General features: G+C 54.8%; 14 protein-coding genes. 12 read left to right on the top strand and 2 right to left on the bottom strand.

The window, feature by feature from the left end; all coding sequences use genetic code 11:
• Positions 1-26: 26 nt before the first annotated feature.
• From yfbV to V1572_RS18450, 4 genes are all read left to right on the top strand, one after another.
• Positions 27-482: a terminus macrodomain insulation protein YfbV gene (gene yfbV, locus V1572_RS18465; protein WP_008502875.1), complete on the top strand. Its 456-nt coding sequence runs from the start codon at positions 27-29 to the stop codon at positions 480-482.
• 91 nt (positions 483-573) lie between these two features.
• Complete coding sequence (locus tag V1572_RS18460) at positions 574-1068, top strand: YfbU family protein (protein ID WP_008502874.1); 495 nt, start codon at positions 574-576, stop codon at positions 1066-1068.
• Between the two features lie 11 nt (positions 1069-1079).
• The gene (locus V1572_RS18455; protein ID WP_045908726.1) at positions 1080-1739 is read left to right on the top strand and encodes a sugar phosphatase; all 660 of its coding nucleotides are present in this window, start codon (positions 1080-1082) and stop codon (positions 1737-1739) included.
• 75 nt (positions 1740-1814) lie between these two features.
• Positions 1815-3647 (top strand): SLC13 family permease, encoded by a 1833-nt coding sequence (locus tag V1572_RS18450; RefSeq protein ID WP_395299465.1) that lies wholly within the window; start codon positions 1815-1817, stop codon positions 3645-3647.
• Between the two features lie 80 nt (positions 3648-3727).
• Here the strand turns inward: V1572_RS18450 and yfbR are convergent, their stop codons facing one another.
• Both yfbR and alaA read right to left on the bottom strand, forming a co-directional pair.
• Positions 3728-4327: a 5'-deoxynucleotidase gene (gene yfbR, locus V1572_RS18445; RefSeq protein ID WP_008503531.1), complete on the bottom strand. Its 600-nt coding sequence runs from the start codon at positions 4325-4327 to the stop codon at positions 3728-3730.
• Between the two features lie 118 nt (positions 4328-4445).
• Positions 4446-5660 (bottom strand): alanine transaminase AlaA, encoded by a 1215-nt coding sequence (alaA, locus tag V1572_RS18440; RefSeq protein WP_008500204.1) that lies wholly within the window; start codon positions 5658-5660, stop codon positions 4446-4448.
• Positions 5661-6598: 938 nt separating this feature from the next.
• On the opposite strand from alaA, the gene lrhA reads away from it, so the two are divergent.
• From lrhA to nuoH, 8 genes are all read left to right on the top strand, one after another.
• Entirely contained in the window at positions 6599-7537 is a 939-nt protein-coding gene (gene lrhA / locus V1572_RS18435; RefSeq protein WP_021241557.1) for a transcriptional regulator LrhA, read from the top strand.
• Positions 7538-8167: 630 nt separating this feature from the next.
• A complete protein-coding gene (nuoA, locus tag V1572_RS18430; protein WP_006176516.1) occupies positions 8168-8608 on the top strand; it encodes an NADH-quinone oxidoreductase subunit NuoA in 441 nt (146 codons plus the stop codon).
• Between the two features lie 15 nt (positions 8609-8623).
• On the top strand, positions 8624-9298 hold the full coding sequence (nuoB, locus tag V1572_RS18425; protein WP_003861482.1) for an NADH-quinone oxidoreductase subunit NuoB: 675 nt from the start codon (positions 8624-8626) through the stop codon (positions 9296-9298).
• Positions 9299-9387: 89 nt separating this feature from the next.
• Positions 9388-11190 carry an NADH-quinone oxidoreductase subunit C/D gene (gene nuoC, locus V1572_RS18420; protein ID WP_023312537.1) on the top strand — a complete coding sequence of 601 codons (1803 nt, stop codon included), beginning with the start codon at positions 9388-9390 and terminating at the stop codon, positions 11188-11190.
• 2 nt (positions 11191-11192) lie between these two features.
• A complete protein-coding gene (gene nuoE, locus V1572_RS18415) occupies positions 11193-11693 on the top strand; it encodes an NADH-quinone oxidoreductase subunit NuoE (RefSeq protein ID WP_008500208.1) in 501 nt (166 codons plus the stop codon).
• On the top strand, positions 11690-13027 hold the full coding sequence (gene nuoF, locus V1572_RS18410; protein WP_008500209.1) for an NADH-quinone oxidoreductase subunit NuoF: 1338 nt from the start codon (positions 11690-11692) through the stop codon (positions 13025-13027). The genes nuoE and nuoF overlap by 4 nt, the downstream gene beginning before the upstream one ends.
• 55 nt (positions 13028-13082) lie before the next feature.
• On the top strand, positions 13083-15806 hold the full coding sequence (gene nuoG, locus V1572_RS18405; protein WP_021241554.1) for an NADH-quinone oxidoreductase subunit NuoG: 2724 nt from the start codon (positions 13083-13085) through the stop codon (positions 15804-15806).
• Entirely contained in the window at positions 15803-16780 is a 978-nt protein-coding gene (gene nuoH, locus V1572_RS18400) for an NADH-quinone oxidoreductase subunit NuoH (RefSeq protein ID WP_008500211.1), read from the top strand. The genes nuoG and nuoH overlap by 4 nt, the downstream gene beginning before the upstream one ends.
• Positions 16781-16783: the final 3 nt, after the last annotated feature.

The following is a 16783-nucleotide window of genomic DNA, read 5'->3' as shown; positions in this document are numbered from 1 at the left end:
TTTATATGTGAAGTTGAGGTACAGCCATGTCGACACCAGAGAACCCGTCCGTAAATTTCTTCAGTCTGTTTCGTCGGGGACAGCATTACGCAAAGACGTGGCCAATGGAAAAGCGCCTTGCGCCGATGTTTATTGAGAATCGCACCATCCGCGCCACGCGCTATGCGATTCGCTTTATGCCGCCTGTCGCTATCTTTACGCTGTGCTGGCAGATTGCGCTGGGTGGGCAGCTTGGACCTGCCGTTGCCACGGCGCTCTTCGCATTAAGCCTGCCGATGCAGGGCCTGTGGTGGCTAGGTAAACGGTCCATTACGCCACTTCCTCCTTCTATTTTACACTGGTTTTATGAAGTGCGCGGTAAGCTGGAAGAGGCCGGTCAGGCGCTCGCCCCGGTGGAAGGCAAGCCGGATTACCAGGCGCTGGCGGACACGTTAAAGCGTGCTTTTAAGCAACTGGATAAAACATTCCTCGATGATTTGTGATTGATCATCGAAACGACGACGAAAAGAGGGCACAGTAACAATCAGTTACCGTGTCTTTTTTTTAAGTGCAATGCGCTACAGGAGTCGAAAGATGGAAATGACCCATGCTCAACGTCTGATTTTGTCCAACCAGTACAAGATGATGACTATGCTTGATCCCGATAACGCTGCGCGCTACAGCCGCCTGCAAACCATCGTCGAACGCGGCTTTGGTCTGCAAATGCGCGAACTGGACCGCGAGTTTGGCGAGCTGAAAGAAGAAACCTGTCGCATCGTGATCGACATTATGGAGATGTATCACGCCCTGCACGTCTCCTGGACGAATCTCAAAGATCAACAGTCCATTGACGAGCGCCGCGTCACTTTCTTAGGCTTTGATGCCGCAACGGAAGCGCGTTATCTGAGCTATGTTCGCTTTATGGTGAATACGGAAGGGCGTTATACCCACTTTGACGCGGGTACCCACGGCTTCAACGCGCAGACCCCGATGTGGGATAAATATCAGCGCATGCTGAGCGCGTGGCATGCCTGCCCGCGTCAGTACCATTTAAGCAGCAACGAAATTCAACAAATCATTAATGCCTGACGGAGGTGCGTGTGCAGTGTAGAGGTTTTCTGTTTGATCTGGACGGTACGCTGGTGGATTCGCTGCCGGTTGTGGAACGTTCCTGGTGCCATTGGGCTGACAGACATGGCATCGATCATCAGGACGTGCTGAATTTTATCCATGGCAAACAGGCCATCACCTCGCTACGGCACTTCCTGGCCGGACGCTCTGAGGACGACATTCAGGCGGAGTTCAAATACCTGGAACACATTGAAGCCACCGATACGGACGGCATCACCGCGTTACCGGGCGCGCGCGAACTGCTTGAGCATCTGAACGAGGCGCAGATCCCGTGGGCTATCGTCACCTCCGGTTCCGTGCCGGTTGCCCACGCCCGACACAAGGCGGCAGGGTTGCCGACGCCGGACGTGTTTATCACGGCGGAGCGCGTGAAGCGGGGTAAACCGGAGCCTGACGCATTTTTACTGGGCGCTGAACTGCTGGGCCTCGATCCTGCAGAGTGCGTGGTGGTGGAAGATGCGGCGGCTGGCGTACTGGCCGGGTTGAACGCAGGAAGCCACGTCATCGCCGTTAACGTTCCGGCCGGTTCTCCCCGCCTGGAGGAGGCGGATTTGGTGCTGGATTCCCTGACGGCACTGTCTGTTTCAAAAGCCTCTGACGGAGTTGTAACCGTCTCGCTAAAAGTGTAATCCCATGATATGGCCCCACATTGCTGGGGCTTTTTTATGGCAAAATTCCTCATCTTCCACTGACAAGGATAGGTTGTGAACGGTGAACTGATTTGGGTCCTGAGCCTGCTTTTAATCGCCATGATTCTTTTTGCCACGGGCAAGGTACGCATGGACGCCGTCGCCCTGTTTGTCATCGTCGCGTTTGTGCTGAGCGGAACACTGACGCTACCGGAAGCCTTCTCCGGATTTAGCGATCCCAACGTTATCCTGATTGCCGCCCTGTTTATCATCGGTGATGGGTTGGTGCGCACCGGCGTGGCGACCATCATGGGGTCGTGGCTGGTGAAGGTGGCGGGCAGCAGCGAAACCAAGATGCTTATCTACCTGATGGTGACCGTCGCCGGACTGGGGGCGTTTATGAGCTCCACGGGCGTGGTCGCCATCTTTATCCCGGTGGTGTTGAGCGTTTCCATGCGGATGCAGAGCTCGCCGTCGCGCCTGATGATGCCCCTGAGTTTTGCCGGTTTGATCAGCGGGATGATGACGCTGGTGGCAACGCCGCCGAACCTGGTTGTTAACAGCGAACTGATCCGGGAAGGATTTGAGGGCTTCAGCTTTTTCAGCGTCACCCCGCTTGGGCTGGTCATTCTGGTCATGGGCGTGGTCTACATGCTGCTGACCCGGTTCGCCCTGAAGGGTGAAAAACAGGACAAAAACAAAGAAGGATGGAAGCGACGTACCTTCCGCGATTTGATTAAAGAGTACCGCCTTACCGGGCGCGCGCGCCGTCTGGCTATTCGCCCCGGCTCGCCGATGGTGGGACAGCGGCTGGATGACCTGAAGCTGCGTGAGCGCTATGGCGCGAACGTGATCGGCGTAGAGCGCTGGCGGCGGTTTCGTCGGGTGATCGTCAACGTCAACGGGGTGTCGGAATTCCGCGCGCGTGACGTCCTGCTGATTGATATGTCCACCGCGGATGTGGACCTGCGCGAGTTTTGCAGCGAACAGCTGCTGGAGCCGATGGTGCTGCGCGGGGAGTATTTCTCCGATCAGGCGCTGGATGTCGGCATGGCCGAGGTGTCGCTGATCCCGGAGTCGGAACTGTTGGGTAAAACCGTGCGGGAGATGGGGTTCCGTACCCGCTATGGCCTGAACGTCGTGGGGCTGAAGCGCGATGGTGTAGCGATGGAAGGGGCGGTGGTGGATGAGCCGATCCTGCTGGGCGATATCTTTCTCGTTGTCGGTAACTGGAAGCTCATTAGCCAGCTCGGACAAAAAGGGCGCGATTTTGTGGTGCTCAACATGCCTGTCGAGGAGAGCGACGCATCGCCAGCGCACAGCCAGGCGCCACACGCGATTTTTTGTCTGGTGCTGATGGTGGCGCTGATGCTGACCGATGAGATCCCCAATCCGGTCGCCGCAATCATCGCCTGCCTGTTGATGGGCAAATTCCGCTGCATTGACGCCGAAAGCGCCTATAAAGCCATTCACTGGCCGAGCATCATTCTCATTGTTGGGATGATGCCCTTCGCCCTGGCGCTGCAAAAAACCGGCGGGGTGGATCTGATCGTTAAAGGCTTAATGGACGTGGGCGGCGGGTATGGGCCGTACATGATGATGGTCTGCCTGTTTATCATGTGCGCCACCATCGGCCTGTTTATCTCGAACACCGCGACGGCGGTACTGATGGCACCTATCGCACTGGCGATGGCGAAGTCCATGGGCGTGTCGCCGTACCCGTTTGCGATGATGGTAGCGATGGCCGCTTCCGCGGCATTTATGACGCCGGTCTCTTCACCGGTGAATACGCTGGTGCTGGGACCGGGGAACTATCGATTCAGCGATTTCGTGAAGCTGGGCGTGCCGTTCACCGTGCTGGTGATGGTGGTGTGCGTGGTACTGATACCGGTCCTGTTTCCGTTCTGAGCATTTTGCCGGGTGGCGGCTACGCCTTGCCCGGCCTACAACCCCGTAGGCCCTGCAAGCGCAGCGCCGCTGGGCGAAAATCAGAGTGGCGAATCCTGGCTGATCTCATCCAGCGATAAATGGAAGCTCGGTACAAACACCTGCATAAAGTAATCCATCTCTTCGCTGCGGCGGGATTCCAGCGTTTTTTCCAGGCGCGTTTTCGCCAGCAAGAATTCGTTATTCCCTGCGGACAACTCTTCGAGACACTTCAGATAGGCACACAGCGCGTCGGCCTGTTTGACCAGCGACTTTTCATCTTCCGTATACTGATGCTCGTTGATAAGCGGCTCGAAGATATCACGCAGTTCTTCGGGCACCATCTCAATCAGCTTCTGCTGGGCAATTTTCTCAATGGCCTTATATTCCTGCGCAATTTGCGAGTTGAAATATTTCACCGGCGTAGGCAGATCCCCAGTCAGCACTTCTGACGCATCGTGGTACATCGCCAGCAGGGCTATGCGCTCTGGATTGACCTGACCGTTGAATTTGCGGTTTTTAATGGCGGCCAGCGCGTGAGCGACCATCGCAACCTGCAGGCTGTGCTCTGACACATTTTCCGTGCGGACATTGCGCATCAGCGGCCAGCGGTTGATGAGTTTCAGGCGGGAGAGGTGGGCAAAGAAATGACTCTGACTCATAGGTTACCTTTTGTCTTCACTGCGACAGGCGTTCATTGTGCGGGGAGGGGAGGCAAGATGCAAATTTGCGGATTTTGTAGGCCGGGTAAGCGAAGCGCCACCCGGCCGAAAGGCAATGTTACTGATGGTATCCGGAGAGGAAGCGCCCGAAGCGGCTGATGGCCATTTCCAGGTCATCTTCGCGCGGCAGCGTCACGATACGCACGTGATCCGGCCACGGCCAGTTAAACGCCGTGCCCTGAACCAGCAGCACTTTTTCCTGCAGCAGGAAATCGAGCACCATTTTCTGGTCGTCGTGAATATTGAAGCGCTTCGCGTCAATTTTCGGGAACATATAGAGCGCCCCGTTCGGCTTCACGCAGGAGACGCCCGGGATATCGTTAATCAGTTCCCACGCGCGGTTACGCTGTTCGTACAGGCGACCACCGGGCACGATAAACTCGCTAATGCTCTGATAGCCGCCGAGCGCGGTCTGGATCGCGTGCTGTGCCGGAACGTTGGCGCATAAACGCATGGAGGCCAGCATCTCCAGCCCTTCAATATAGCCTTTGGCGTGTTTTTTCGGACCGTTTAACACCATCCAGCCCTGACGGAAACCGGCCACGCGGTAGGTTTTGGACAGGCCGTTGAAGGTGACGGTCAGCAGGTCCGGGGCCAGCGCGGCGATGGAGTGGTGCTGCGCCGCGTCGTACAGGATCTTGTCGTAAATTTCGTCGGCGAAGATGATCAGGTTGTGCTGACGCGCCAGCTCGACGATCTCCATCAGCAGCTCTTTTGAGTAGACCGCGCCCGTCGGGTTGTTCGGGTTAATAATGACGATACCGCGCGTGCGGGGCGTAATTTTTGCGCGAATATCGTCCAGGTCCGGGAACCAGTCAGAGGATTCGTCGCACAGATAGTGCACCGCTTTACCGCTGGACAGCGACACGGCAGCCGTCCACAGCGGATAGTCTGGCGCAGGGACCAGCATTTCGTCCCCGCTGTTCAGCAGGGCCTGCATGGCTTGCACAATCAGTTCGGAGACGCCGTTGCCGATATAGATATCTTCAACGGTAACATCGCGCATACCACGTGCCTGGTAGTGCTGCATGATGGCTTTACGTGCGGAGTAAAGTCCTTTTGAATCGCAATAGCCTTGTGCAGTGGGAAGGTTGCGGATCACATCAACCAGAATTTCATCCGGCGCTTCAAAACCAAATGGCGCAGGGTTACCAATGTTGAGTTTCAGAACCTTGTTGCCCTCTTCTTCAAGACGTTTTGCCTCTTTCAGAACCGGGCCGCGGATGTCATAACAGACGTTATCTAGCTTGCTGGATTTTTCGATAGGGGACATGAACCTTTAACCTTTTCGCTATTATTGCCGCTCCCTGCCGTGGAAGTCAGCACGGAATAATGTACTCCCCCCTCGCTTCGTTTTGAAGGGTGTGCAGTAGAAGATTTTGTGCGGGGTACAAATTTTTGATGAATCTTTTTCGCTGCGGGTATGCTTTTTCACTGTCTTAAAGTTGTGCGCATAGCGAGAGCTTAGGTTAAATGTGCTATTCATTTACCAAAATACTGTATAATGTGCTGTTAAAAATAAGTGGTGAGCTGGACAGCGGTGGCAGTCACCCTGAGTGACTTTTCGTAAAACCTGAATGCTTGATACCTGTTTCTGTAATAGCATACTGTGGATAAAAGTTACCCATGTGAAATTAATGTTAAGTGCCATTAATGAATGGTCTTAATCTAAATTAAAATTTATTTATTATTAACCTATAAAATGCAACTTTAGTTAATTTTAATAAAATTAGTTTAGAAGCTTAACATTCTTCTTTAATCCTTAATATTGCAATAAGACTTATAAATAAAGTGGATTTGGGTTAAGATGTCTTCCAGGAAAGCAGAGGGCAGATGCACGTTTTTTGTATATCTGACCCTGGTTTTCCGAATTAATTGATTGTTATTGTTAGAGTTATCTCTGGCTGGAATGTGTCGCACATCTCCTGCTACGTTGACAGCGCTGCGATACAGATGGCAGAAAAGGTGTTATACCTTTAATGTAATTTACATAAACCTGCGAACATCTAAATATCCTGAACGTTTAAGAGAATAAAAATATCGTCATGAAACGTGCTTTCTGACTGTTGATATAAAGCAGCACAATAACTATCTGTCAGGCAGTCTGCCGGGCCGGGATGCGAGGGAAAATCTTCAGAGGGAATTGCTTAACTGTACACACACAGCTTCAACCCGGGCAGCTCCGCACGAGCAACCTGAAAGTGAATAGATATGATAAATGCAAATCGTCCGATAATGAATCTCGACCTCGATCTGCTGAGAACGTTTGTTGCGGTCGCCGATCTCAACACTTTTGCAGCAGCTGCTGCCGCCGTTTGCCGAACTCAGTCCGCCGTCAGCCAGCAAATGCAGCGGCTGGAGCAACTGGTTGGTAAAGAGCTTTTTGCCCGTCACGGGCGTAATAAGCTCTTAACGGAACACGGTATTCAGCTTCTGGGTTATGCCAGGAAAATTCTTCGCTTTAATGATGAAGCATGTATGTCATTAATGTTTAGCAACCTTCAGGGCGTGCTAACGTTAGGTGCATCTGATGAGTCGGCGGATACTATATTGCCGTTTCTTCTCAATCGTATTAGTTCGGTTTATCCGAAGCTTGCGCTGGACGTGAGCGTAAAGCGCAATGCTTTTATGGTTGAGATGTTAAATGAGAATAAAGTCGACCTGGTGGTCACCACGCATCGTCCCGGGCAGTTTGACTGCCTGACGCTGCGTACATCGCCTACGCACTGGTATTGCGCGGCCGAATACGTGCTGCAAAAAGGGGAGCCGGTGCCGCTGGTGTTGCTGGATGACCCGAGCCCGTTCCGCGATATGGTACTGACGGCGCTGAATGAGGCCAATATTCCGTGGCGTCTGGCGTATGTGGCATCCACGCTGCCAGCGGTGCGTGCCGCCGTGAAAGCCGGTCTGGGTGTCACCGCCCGTCCGGTAGAAATGATGAGCCCCGATCTGCGCGTTCTGGGCAAATCCGATGGCCTTCCTGCACTGCCGGATACGGAGTATCTGCTCTGCCACAATTCGTCCAGTCATAACGAACTGGCGAAGGTGGTGTTCGAGGCGATGGAAAACTACCATAACCCATGGCAGTTCGAGCGCGTTACCTCCGAAGGGGGGGATGACTCTCTGATCGTTGAAGGGGATTTTGAGTGATCGCCAGCTCAGAATTCTGGTAACAAAATGTAAGTGTAAAAAAAAGCCACTCGTGTGATTTTCACATGCAGTGGCTTTTTTTTAGCAAAAATATCCGCTTATGGTGCGTGGTTTTTAAGGATATTCTATATTTATCAATGAACTAAATGCTTTTGTCTAAAACTTGTCCGCTTTCCGTTCTAACTTCATCCACATCCCTCCTATGTTAAAAAAACAGGAAATATGTTGCCGTTTTCCAGGTTGAATTAACAAAAGCGTGTCGCAGATCAAGAAAATACTCCTATTTGGGGGGAGGAATCGTTGGCAAATCCTGTCAAAATAGGAGGGTTATTTTTTTTACTTCCGAAACGGACACGATTCAACAACATACATTTGACGGAAAGTCATGTACCCACCAGGGTTAAAGGGCACCAAATGTTAATGAGAATCGCTCGATGTAATTTAATGTGAAGAAACCTTTGTTAAAGTTGACAATAGGTTATAGAAAGGAGTAAAAAACCCCATCATTTTGCTGTCTACGTCTCATTTCTGACAGTTAGTGTAAGGTTATTTGTTCCTCCCCATGAATCGATGTGATGCCCATCTGCCAGCAAGAGCAGTGTCGTTGGTATCACTTTTGATGAGTAAGCAATGAGTATGTCAACATCCACAGAAGTCATCGCTCATCACTGGGCATTCGCAATCTTTCTTATTGTAGCCATTGGCCTGTGCTGCCTGATGTTAGTCGGCGGCTGGTTCCTGGGCGGTCGCGCCCGTGCAAGGCACAAAAACACACCTTTCGAATCAGGTATTGATTCAGTAGGTACCGCTCGCTTACGCCTGTCTGCCAAGTTTTACCTGGTAGCCATGTTCTTCGTCATCTTCGACGTGGAAGCGCTTTACCTTTTCGCATGGTCGACCTCCATTCGCGAAAGTGGTTGGGTGGGCTTTGTCGAGGCCGCAATTTTCATTTTAGTGCTACTGGCCGGTCTGGTTTATCTGGTGCGTATTGGCGCGCTTGACTGGACGCCTGCGCGTTCACGTCGTGAACACATCAACCCGGAAAACAGTATCTCTAATCGTCAGCAGTAACAGCGAGGCAATAAGATGGATTATACGCTCACCCGCATAGATCCTAACGGTGAGAATGACCGTTACCCCCTGCAAAAACAGGAGATCGTAACCGACCCCCTGGAGCAAGAAGTCAATAAAAGCGTGTACATGGGCAAACTCGAACATGCCATGCACGATATGGTCAACTGGGGTCGTAAGAACTCCATCTGGCCTTACAACTTTGGCCTTTCTTGCTGCTACGTTGAAATGGTGACGTCATTCACTGCGGTGCATGACGTTGCGCGTTTTGGGGCAGAGGTACTGCGTGCTTCCCCACGTCAGGCTGACCTGATGGTGGTAGCCGGTACCTGCTTTACCAAGATGGCACCTGTTATTCAGCGTCTTTATGACCAGATGCTGGAGCCAAAATGGGTTATCTCCATGGGCGCATGTGCTAACTCTGGCGGTATGTACGACATCTATTCCGTCGTACAGGGCGTAGATAAATTTATCCCAGTGGATGTGTATATCCCGGGTTGTCCGCCTCGTCCGGAAGCCTACATGCAGGCGCTGATGCTGCTGCAGGAGTCTATCGGTAAAGAACGTCGCCCACTGTCGTGGGTCGTTGGCGATCAGGGTGTGTATCGCGCGAACATGCAGTCTGAGCGCGAGCGTAAACGTGGTGAACGTATTGCCGTCACCAATCTGCGTACGCCTGACGAAATTTAATTTGCGCCTGTAGGCCTGGAGAACACCTTCGCATATCACTACTCAAATAGCGCGAAGCCAGGCTCAACAGTCACCACGGACCATTTGCAATGGTGAACAATATGACCGACTTAACCGCGCAAGAAGCCGCCTGGCAGACCCGGGATCATCTGGATGACCCAGTCATTGGCGAACTGCGCAACCGTTTTGGGCCGGATGCCTTTACTGTTCAGGCTACCCGCACCGGGGTACCCGTTGTTTGGGTGAAGCGTGAACAATTGCTGGAAGTTGTCGATTTCCTCAAGAAATTGCCAAAACCGTACGTCATGCTGTTTGACTTACACGGCATGGATGAACGTCTCAGAACGCACCGCCAGGGTCTCCCTGCTGCGGATTTTTCCGTTTTCTACCACCTGATCTCAATAGACCGTAATACGGATATCATGCTCAAGGTGGCATTGTCTGAAAACGACATGCATCTGCCGACGATCACCAAACTTTTCCCGAACGCCAACTGGTACGAGCGTGAAACCTGGGAAATGTTCGGCATGACCTTTGACGGCCACCCGCACCTGACGCGCATCATGATGCCGCAGACCTGGACCGGCCACCCGCTGCGTAAAGACTACCCGGCACGTGCTACCGAATTCGATCCGTTTGAGCTGACCAAAGCCAAGCAGGATCTGGAGATGGAAGCGCTGACCTTCAAACCGGAAGACTGGGGCATGAAGCGCGGTACCGACAACGAGGACTTCATGTTCCTCAACCTCGGTCCAAACCACCCGTCTGCGCACGGTGCATTCCGTATTATTCTTCAGCTCGACGGTGAAGAGATTGTCGACTGCGTGCCTGACATCGGTTACCACCACCGTGGTGCTGAGAAGATGGGCGAGCGTCAGTCCTGGCACAGCTACATTCCGTATACCGACCGTATCGAGTACCTCGGCGGCTGCGTCAACGAAATGCCATACGTGCTGGCCGTTGAGAAACTGGCGGGTATTGTTACGCCGGATCGCGTTAACGTGATTCGCGTCATGCTGTCAGAACTGTTCCGTATCAACAGCCACCTGCTGTACATCTCCACGTTCATTCAGGACGTCGGCGCGATGACCCCGGTCTTCTTCGCCTTTACCGACCGTCAGAAAATCTACGATCTGGTAGAAGCCATTACCGGTTTCCGTATGCACCCAGCCTGGTTCCGTATCGGCGGTGTGGCACACGATCTGCCGCGCGGCTGGGACCGTCTGCTGCGTGAGTTCCTCGACTGGATGCCGAAACGTCTGGCGTCTTACGAGAAAGCCGCGCTGCGCAACACCATCCTGAAAGGCCGTTCCCAGGGCGTTGCTGCCTACGGCGCGAAAGAGGCGCTGGAGTGGGGGACGACAGGGGCAGGTCTGCGTGCGACCGGTATTGATTTCGACGTGCGTAAAGCCCGTCCTTACTCTGGCTACGAGAACTTCGACTTTGAAGTCCCGGTGGGCGGCGGCGTGTCCGACTGCTACACCCGCGTGATGCTGAAAGTGGAAGAGCTGCGCCAGAGTCTGCGCATCCTTGAGCAGTGCCTCAACAACATGCCGGAAGGCCCGTTCAAGGCGGATCACCCGCTGACGACGCCGCCGCCGAAAGAGCGCACGCTGCAACATATCGAAACCCTGATCACCCACTTCCTGCAGGTTTCCTGGGGTCCGGTCATGCCGGCGCAAGAATCCTTCCAGATGATTGAAGCGACCAAGGGTATTAACAGTTACTACCTGACCAGTGACGGCAGCACCATGAGCTACCGTACCCGCGTGCGTACGCCGAGCTTTGCGCACCTGCAGCAGATCCCGTCCGCCATCCGCGGCAGTCTGGTCTCCGACCTGATTGTGTATCTGGGTAGTATCGATTTTGTTATGTCAGATGTGGACCGCTAATTATGCACGAGAATCAACAACCACAAACCGAGGCTTTTGAGCTGAGTGAAGCAGAACGTGCCGCCATTGAGCACGAGATGCACCACTACGAAGACCCGCGTGCGGCGTCCATTGAAGCGCTGAAAATCGTACAGAAACAGCGTGGTTGGGTGCCGGATGGGGCGATCTATGCGATCGCGAAAGTGCTGGGTATTCCGGCAAGTGACGTAGAAGGCGTAGCCACGTTCTACAGCCAGATCTTCCGTCAGCCGGTAGGCCGCCATGTGATCCGCTACTGTGACAGCGTGGTCTGCCACATCACCGGTTATCAGGGCATTCAGGCTGCGATTGAGAAGAAGCTCAATATCAAGCCGGGCCAGACCACGTTCGATGGTCGCTTTACTCTGCTGCCAACCTGCTGCCTGGGTAACTGCGACAAGGGGCCGACCATGATGATTGATGAGGACACTCACAGTCATCTGACGCCGGAAGCGATTCCTGACCTGCTGGAGCAGTACAAATGAAAACTGTAATTCGTACTGCTGAGACGCATCCGCTGACCTGGCGTCTGCGTGATGACAAACAGCCGGTATGGCTCGACGAATATCAGAGCAAAAACGGCTATGCCGGTGCGCGTAAAGCCCTTGGCGGCATGGCGCCGGACGACATCGTTAACGCGGTAAAAGAGTCTGGACTGAAAGGCCGCGGCGGCGCGGGCTTCTCCACCGGTCTGAAGTGGAGCCTGATGCCAAAAGACGAATCCATGAACATCCGTTACCTGCTGTGTAACGCCGATGAAATGGAGCCGGGCACCTATAAAGACCGCCTGCTGATGGAGCAGCTACCGCACCTGCTGGTGGAAGGCATGCTGATCTCCGCGTTTGCGCTGAAAGCGTACCGTGGTTACATCTTCCTGCGCGGTGAGTACATCGAAGCAGCGGAAAACCTGCGTCGCGCGATTGCCGAAGCCACCGAAGCGGGCCTGCTGGGCAAAAACATCCTGGGTACCGGGTTTGACTTCGAACTGTTCGTGCACACCGGTGCCGGGCGTTACATCTGCGGTGAAGAGACTGCGCTGATTAACTCCCTGGAAGGCCGCCGCGCGAACCCGCGTTCCAAGCCACCGTTCCCGGCCAGCTCCGGCGTGTGGGGGAAACCGACCTGCGTAAACAACGTCGAAACCCTGTGTAACGTTCCGGCTATCCTCGCGAACGGCGTGGAGTGGTATCAGGGTATCTCCTCAAGCAAAGATGCCGGTACCAAGCTGATGGGCTTCTCCGGTCGCGTGAAAAATCCTGGCGTCTGGGAACTGCCGTTCGGTACTACCGCGCGCGAAATTCTTGAAGACTACGCCGGCGGCATGCGCGATGGCCTGAAATTTAAAGCCTGGCAGCCGGGTGGGGCAGGGACAGACTTCCTGACCGAAGCCCACCTTGACCTGCCGATGGAATTCGAAAGCATTGGTAAAGCAGGCAGCCGTCTGGGTACGGCGCTGGCGATGGCCGTCGACCACGAGATCGGCATGGTCTCGCTGGTGCGTAACCTGGAAGAGTTCTTCGCCCGTGAGTCCTGCGGCTGGTGTACACCGTGCCGTGATGGTCTGCCGTGGAGCGTGAAGATCCTGCGTGCAATCGAACGTGGCGAAGGCCAGCCTGGCGATATCGAAACACTTGAGCAACTGTGTCGATTCTTAGGCCCGGGTAAAACCTTCTGTGCCCACGCACCGGGTGCCGTCGAACCTCTGCAGAGCGCGATCAAATATTTCCGCGACGAGTTCGAAGCAGGCATCAAGCAGCCGTTCAGCAATACCCATGCGATCAATGGGATTCAGCCGAACCTGCTTAAAGCGCGCTGGTAACGACAAGAATTTTGATTAACGCTCGGTTTCGACCGAGCCAACTGGAAGCATGCTAATGGCTACGATTCATGTAGACGGCAAAGAATACGAAGTCAACGGGGCGGACAACCTGCTGGAAGCTTGTCTGTCTCTTGGCCTCGATATTCCGTACTTTTGCTGGCATCCGGCGCTGGGCAGCGTCGGTGCTTGCCGCCAGTGTGCGGTGAAGCAATATCAAAACGCGGAAGACACGCGTGGTCGCCTGGTGATGTCCTGTATGACGCCAGCCACCGAAGGCACCTTTATTTCGATTGATGACGAAGAAGCCAAACAGTTCCGCGAAAGCGTGGTGGAGTGGTTGATGACCAACCATCCGCACGACTGTCCGGTTTGTGAAGAGGGCGGTAACTGCCACCTTCAGGATATGACCGTGATGACCGGTCACAGCTTCCGTCGCTATCGCTTTACCAAGCGTACCCACCGTAACCAGGATCTGGGGCCGTTCATCTCTCACGAAATGAACCGCTGCATCGCCTGCTATCGCTGCGTGCGTTACTACAAAGACTATGCAGACGGTCAGGATCTGGGCGTGTATGGCGCGCATGACAACGTCTACTTCGGTCGTCCGGAAGACGGCGTGCTGGAGAGCGAATTCTCCGGTAACCTGGTAGAAATCTGCCCGACCGGCGTCTTCACGGATAAAACTCACTCCGAGCGTTACAACCGTAAATGGGACATGCAGTTTGCGCCAAGCATCTGCCAGCAGTGTTCCCTCGGCTGTAACACCAGCCCGGGTGAGCGCTACGGCGAACTGCGTCGTATCGAAAACCGCTACAACGGTACCGTTAACCACTACTTCCTGTGCGACCGCGGTCGTTTCGGCTATGGCTATGTGAACCTGAAAGACCGTCCGCGTCAGCCGGTTCAGCGCCGTGGCGACGATTTCATTACCCTGAATGCAGAACAGGCGATGCAGGGCGCGGCAGATATTCTGCGCCAGTCGAAGAAAGTGATCGGTATCGGCTCCCCGCGTGCCAGCATCGAAAGCAACTTCGCGCTGCGCGAGCTGGTCGGGGCGGAAAACTTCTATACCGGCATCGCCCAGGGCGAGCAGGAACGTCTGCAGCTGGTACTGAAAGTGCTGCGTGAAGGCGGTATCCATACCCCTGCGCTGCGCGAAATCGAATCCTATGATGCGGTCCTGGTGCTGGGTGAAGACCTGACCCAGACCGGCGCCCGCGCAGCTCTGGCGGTCCGTCAGGCGGTGAAGGGTAAAGCACGTGAAATGGCAGCGGCGCAAAAAGTGGCTGACTGGCAGATTGCGGCGATCCTGAACATCGGTCAGCGCGCGAAGCATCCTCTGTTTGTGACCAACGTCGACAATACCCGTCTGGACGATATCGCGGCGTGGACCTACTGCGCACCGGTTGAAGATCAGGCGCGTCTTGGCTTTGCGATTGCCCACGCGCTGGACAACAACTCACCGGCCGTTGAGCTGGATCGCGACCTGCAAAACAAGGTTGACGTGATTGTTCAGGCCCTGGCCGGTGCGAAGAAACCGCTGATTATTTCCGGTACCAACGCCGGTAGCGCAGAGATCATTCAGGCCGCAGCCAACGTGGCCAAAGCCCTGAAAGGCCGCGGTGCTGACGTCGGTGTGACCATGATTGCCCGTGCGGTGAACAGCATTGGTCTGGGCATGATTGGCGGCGGCTCGCTGGAAGCTGCGTTAAGCGAACTGGAATCCGGTGCCGCTGACGCCGTGGTGGTGCTGGAAAACGACCTGCATCGTCATGCTTCTGCCGCTCGCGTTGACGCCGCGCTCTCCAAAGCGCCGCTGGTGATGGTGATTGACCATCAGCGCACCGCGATTATGGACAAAGCGCACCTGGTGCTCTCTGCGGCAAGCTTCGCAGAAAGCGACGGTACCGTTATCAACAACGAAGGCCGCGCGCAGCGTTTCTTCCAGGTTTATGACCCGTCTTACTACGACAGCAACACCGTGATGCTGGAAAGCTGGCGCTGGCTGCACTCCCTGCACAGCACCGTGCAGAGCCGTGAAGTGGATTGGACGCAGCTCGACCACGTTATCGACGCGGTGGTGGAAAAACTGCCTCAGCTGGCAGGCATTAAAGATGCCGCGCCTGAAGCGAGCTTCCGCATTCGCGGCCAGAAACTGGCGCGTGAACCGCACCGTTACAGTGGCCGTACCGCAATGCGCGCCAATATCAGCGTGCACGAACCGCGCCAGCCGCAGGATAAAGACACCATGTTCGCCTTCTCCATGGAAGGGAACAACCAGCCGTCTGCGCCGCGTTCGCAAATCCCGTTCGCATGGGCACCGGGCTGGAACTCCCCGCAGGCATGGAACAAGTTCCAGGCTGAAGTGGGCGGCTCCCTGCGCCACGGCGATCCGGGCGTGCGTCTGATTGAAGCTTCCGAAACCGGTCTGGACTTCTTCACCACCGTACCGGCGAGCTTCCAGGCGCAGGACGGTAGCTGGCGTATTGCGCCGTACTACCACCTGTTCGGTAGCGACGAGCTGTCCCAGCGTTCACCGGTCTTCCAGACCCGTATGCCGCAGCCGTACATCAAGCTTAACCCGGCGGATGCCGCGAAGCTTGGCGTTAACGCGGGTGCGAACATCGCCTTTAGCTATGACGGCCAGACCATCAGCCTGCCGCTGATTATTTCTGAAAGTCTGACAGCAGGGCAGGTCGGTCTGCCGATGGGTATGCCTGGCATCGCGCCGGTTCTGGCGGGTGCGCGTCTTGATAATCTGCAGGAGGCAAAAGCATGAGTTGGTTAACGCCGGATCTTATCGACATCCTGCTGAGCATTCTGAAAGCGATTGTTATCCTGCTGGTGGTGGTCACCTGCGGCGCGTTCATGAGCTTTGGTGAACGTCGTCTGCTCGGTCTGTTCCAGAACCGTTACGGACCGAACCGCGTGGGCTGGGGTGGTTCACTCCAGCTGGTCGCGGATATGATCAAGATGTTCTTTAAAGAGGACTGGATCCCGCGCTTCTCGGATCGCGTGATCTTTACTCTGGCACCGATGATCGCCTTCACCTCGCTGCTGCTGGCGTTTGCTATCGTGCCGGTCAGCCCGACCTGGGTGGTCGCTGACCTGAACATCGGCATTCTGTTCTTCCTGATGATGGCAGGCCTCGCGGTTTACGCGGTCCTGTTCGCAGGCTGGTCCAGTAACAACAAATACTCGCTGCTGGGTGCGATGCGTGCTTCCGCGCAGACCCTGAGCTACGAAGTGTTCCTGGGTCTCTCCCTGATGGGCGTAGTGGCGCAGGCCGGTTCATTCAACATGACCGACATCGTCAACAATCAGGCCGACATCTGGAACGTTATTCCGCAGTTCTTTGGGTTTATTACCTTTGCCATCGCGGGCGTGGCAGTGTGTCACCGTCACCCGTTTGACCAGCCAGAAGCCGAACAGGAACTGGCCGACGGTTACCACATCGAATATTCCGGTATGAAATTCGGTCTGTTCTTCGTGGGCGAGTACATCGGTATTGTCACCATTTCCGCGTTGATGGTAACGCTGTTCTTTGGTGGCTGGCATGGCCCGTTCTTACCGCCGTTCATCTGGTTCGCGCTGAAAACCGCGTTCTTCATGATGATGTTCATTTTGATTCGCGCAGCGTTACCGCGTCCGCGTTATGACCAGGTAATGTCCTTCGGCTGGAAAGTGTGCCTGCCGCTGACGCTCGTCAACTTGTTGGTAACGGCCGCTGTCATTCTCTGGCAGCAGCCATAAGGG

Source organism: Enterobacter quasiroggenkampii, assembly GCF_043972695.1.
GTDB classification, from domain to species: domain Bacteria; phylum Pseudomonadota; class Gammaproteobacteria; order Enterobacterales; family Enterobacteriaceae; genus Enterobacter; species Enterobacter quasiroggenkampii.
This window is presented reverse-complemented; position numbering and strand designations above follow the sequence as displayed.

Coding starts and splice junctions, on each gene's coding strand:
- yfbV (WP_008502875.1), top strand. CDS start 27: ATGTCGACACCAGAGAACCCGTCCGTAAATTTCTTCAGTCTGTTTCGT.
- V1572_RS18460 (WP_008502874.1), top strand. CDS start 574: ATGGAAATGACCCATGCTCAACGTCTGATTTTGTCCAACCAGTACAAG.
- yfbR (WP_008503531.1), bottom strand. CDS start 4,327: ATGAGTCAGAGTCATTTCTTTGCCCACCTCTCCCGCCTGAAACTCATC.
- alaA (WP_008500204.1), bottom strand. CDS start 5,660: ATGTCCCCTATCGAAAAATCCAGCAAGCTAGATAACGTCTGTTATGAC.
- lrhA (WP_021241557.1), top strand. CDS start 6,599: ATGATAAATGCAAATCGTCCGATAATGAATCTCGACCTCGATCTGCTG.
- nuoA (WP_006176516.1), top strand. CDS start 8,168: ATGAGTATGTCAACATCCACAGAAGTCATCGCTCATCACTGGGCATTC.
- nuoB (WP_003861482.1), top strand. CDS start 8,624: ATGGATTATACGCTCACCCGCATAGATCCTAACGGTGAGAATGACCGT.
- nuoC (WP_023312537.1), top strand. CDS start 9,388: ATGGTGAACAATATGACCGACTTAACCGCGCAAGAAGCCGCCTGGCAG.
- nuoE (WP_008500208.1), top strand. CDS start 11,193: ATGCACGAGAATCAACAACCACAAACCGAGGCTTTTGAGCTGAGTGAA.
- nuoF (WP_008500209.1), top strand. CDS start 11,690: ATGAAAACTGTAATTCGTACTGCTGAGACGCATCCGCTGACCTGGCGT.
- nuoG (WP_021241554.1), top strand. CDS start 13,083: ATGGCTACGATTCATGTAGACGGCAAAGAATACGAAGTCAACGGGGCG.
- nuoH (WP_008500211.1), top strand. CDS start 15,803: ATGAGTTGGTTAACGCCGGATCTTATCGACATCCTGCTGAGCATTCTG.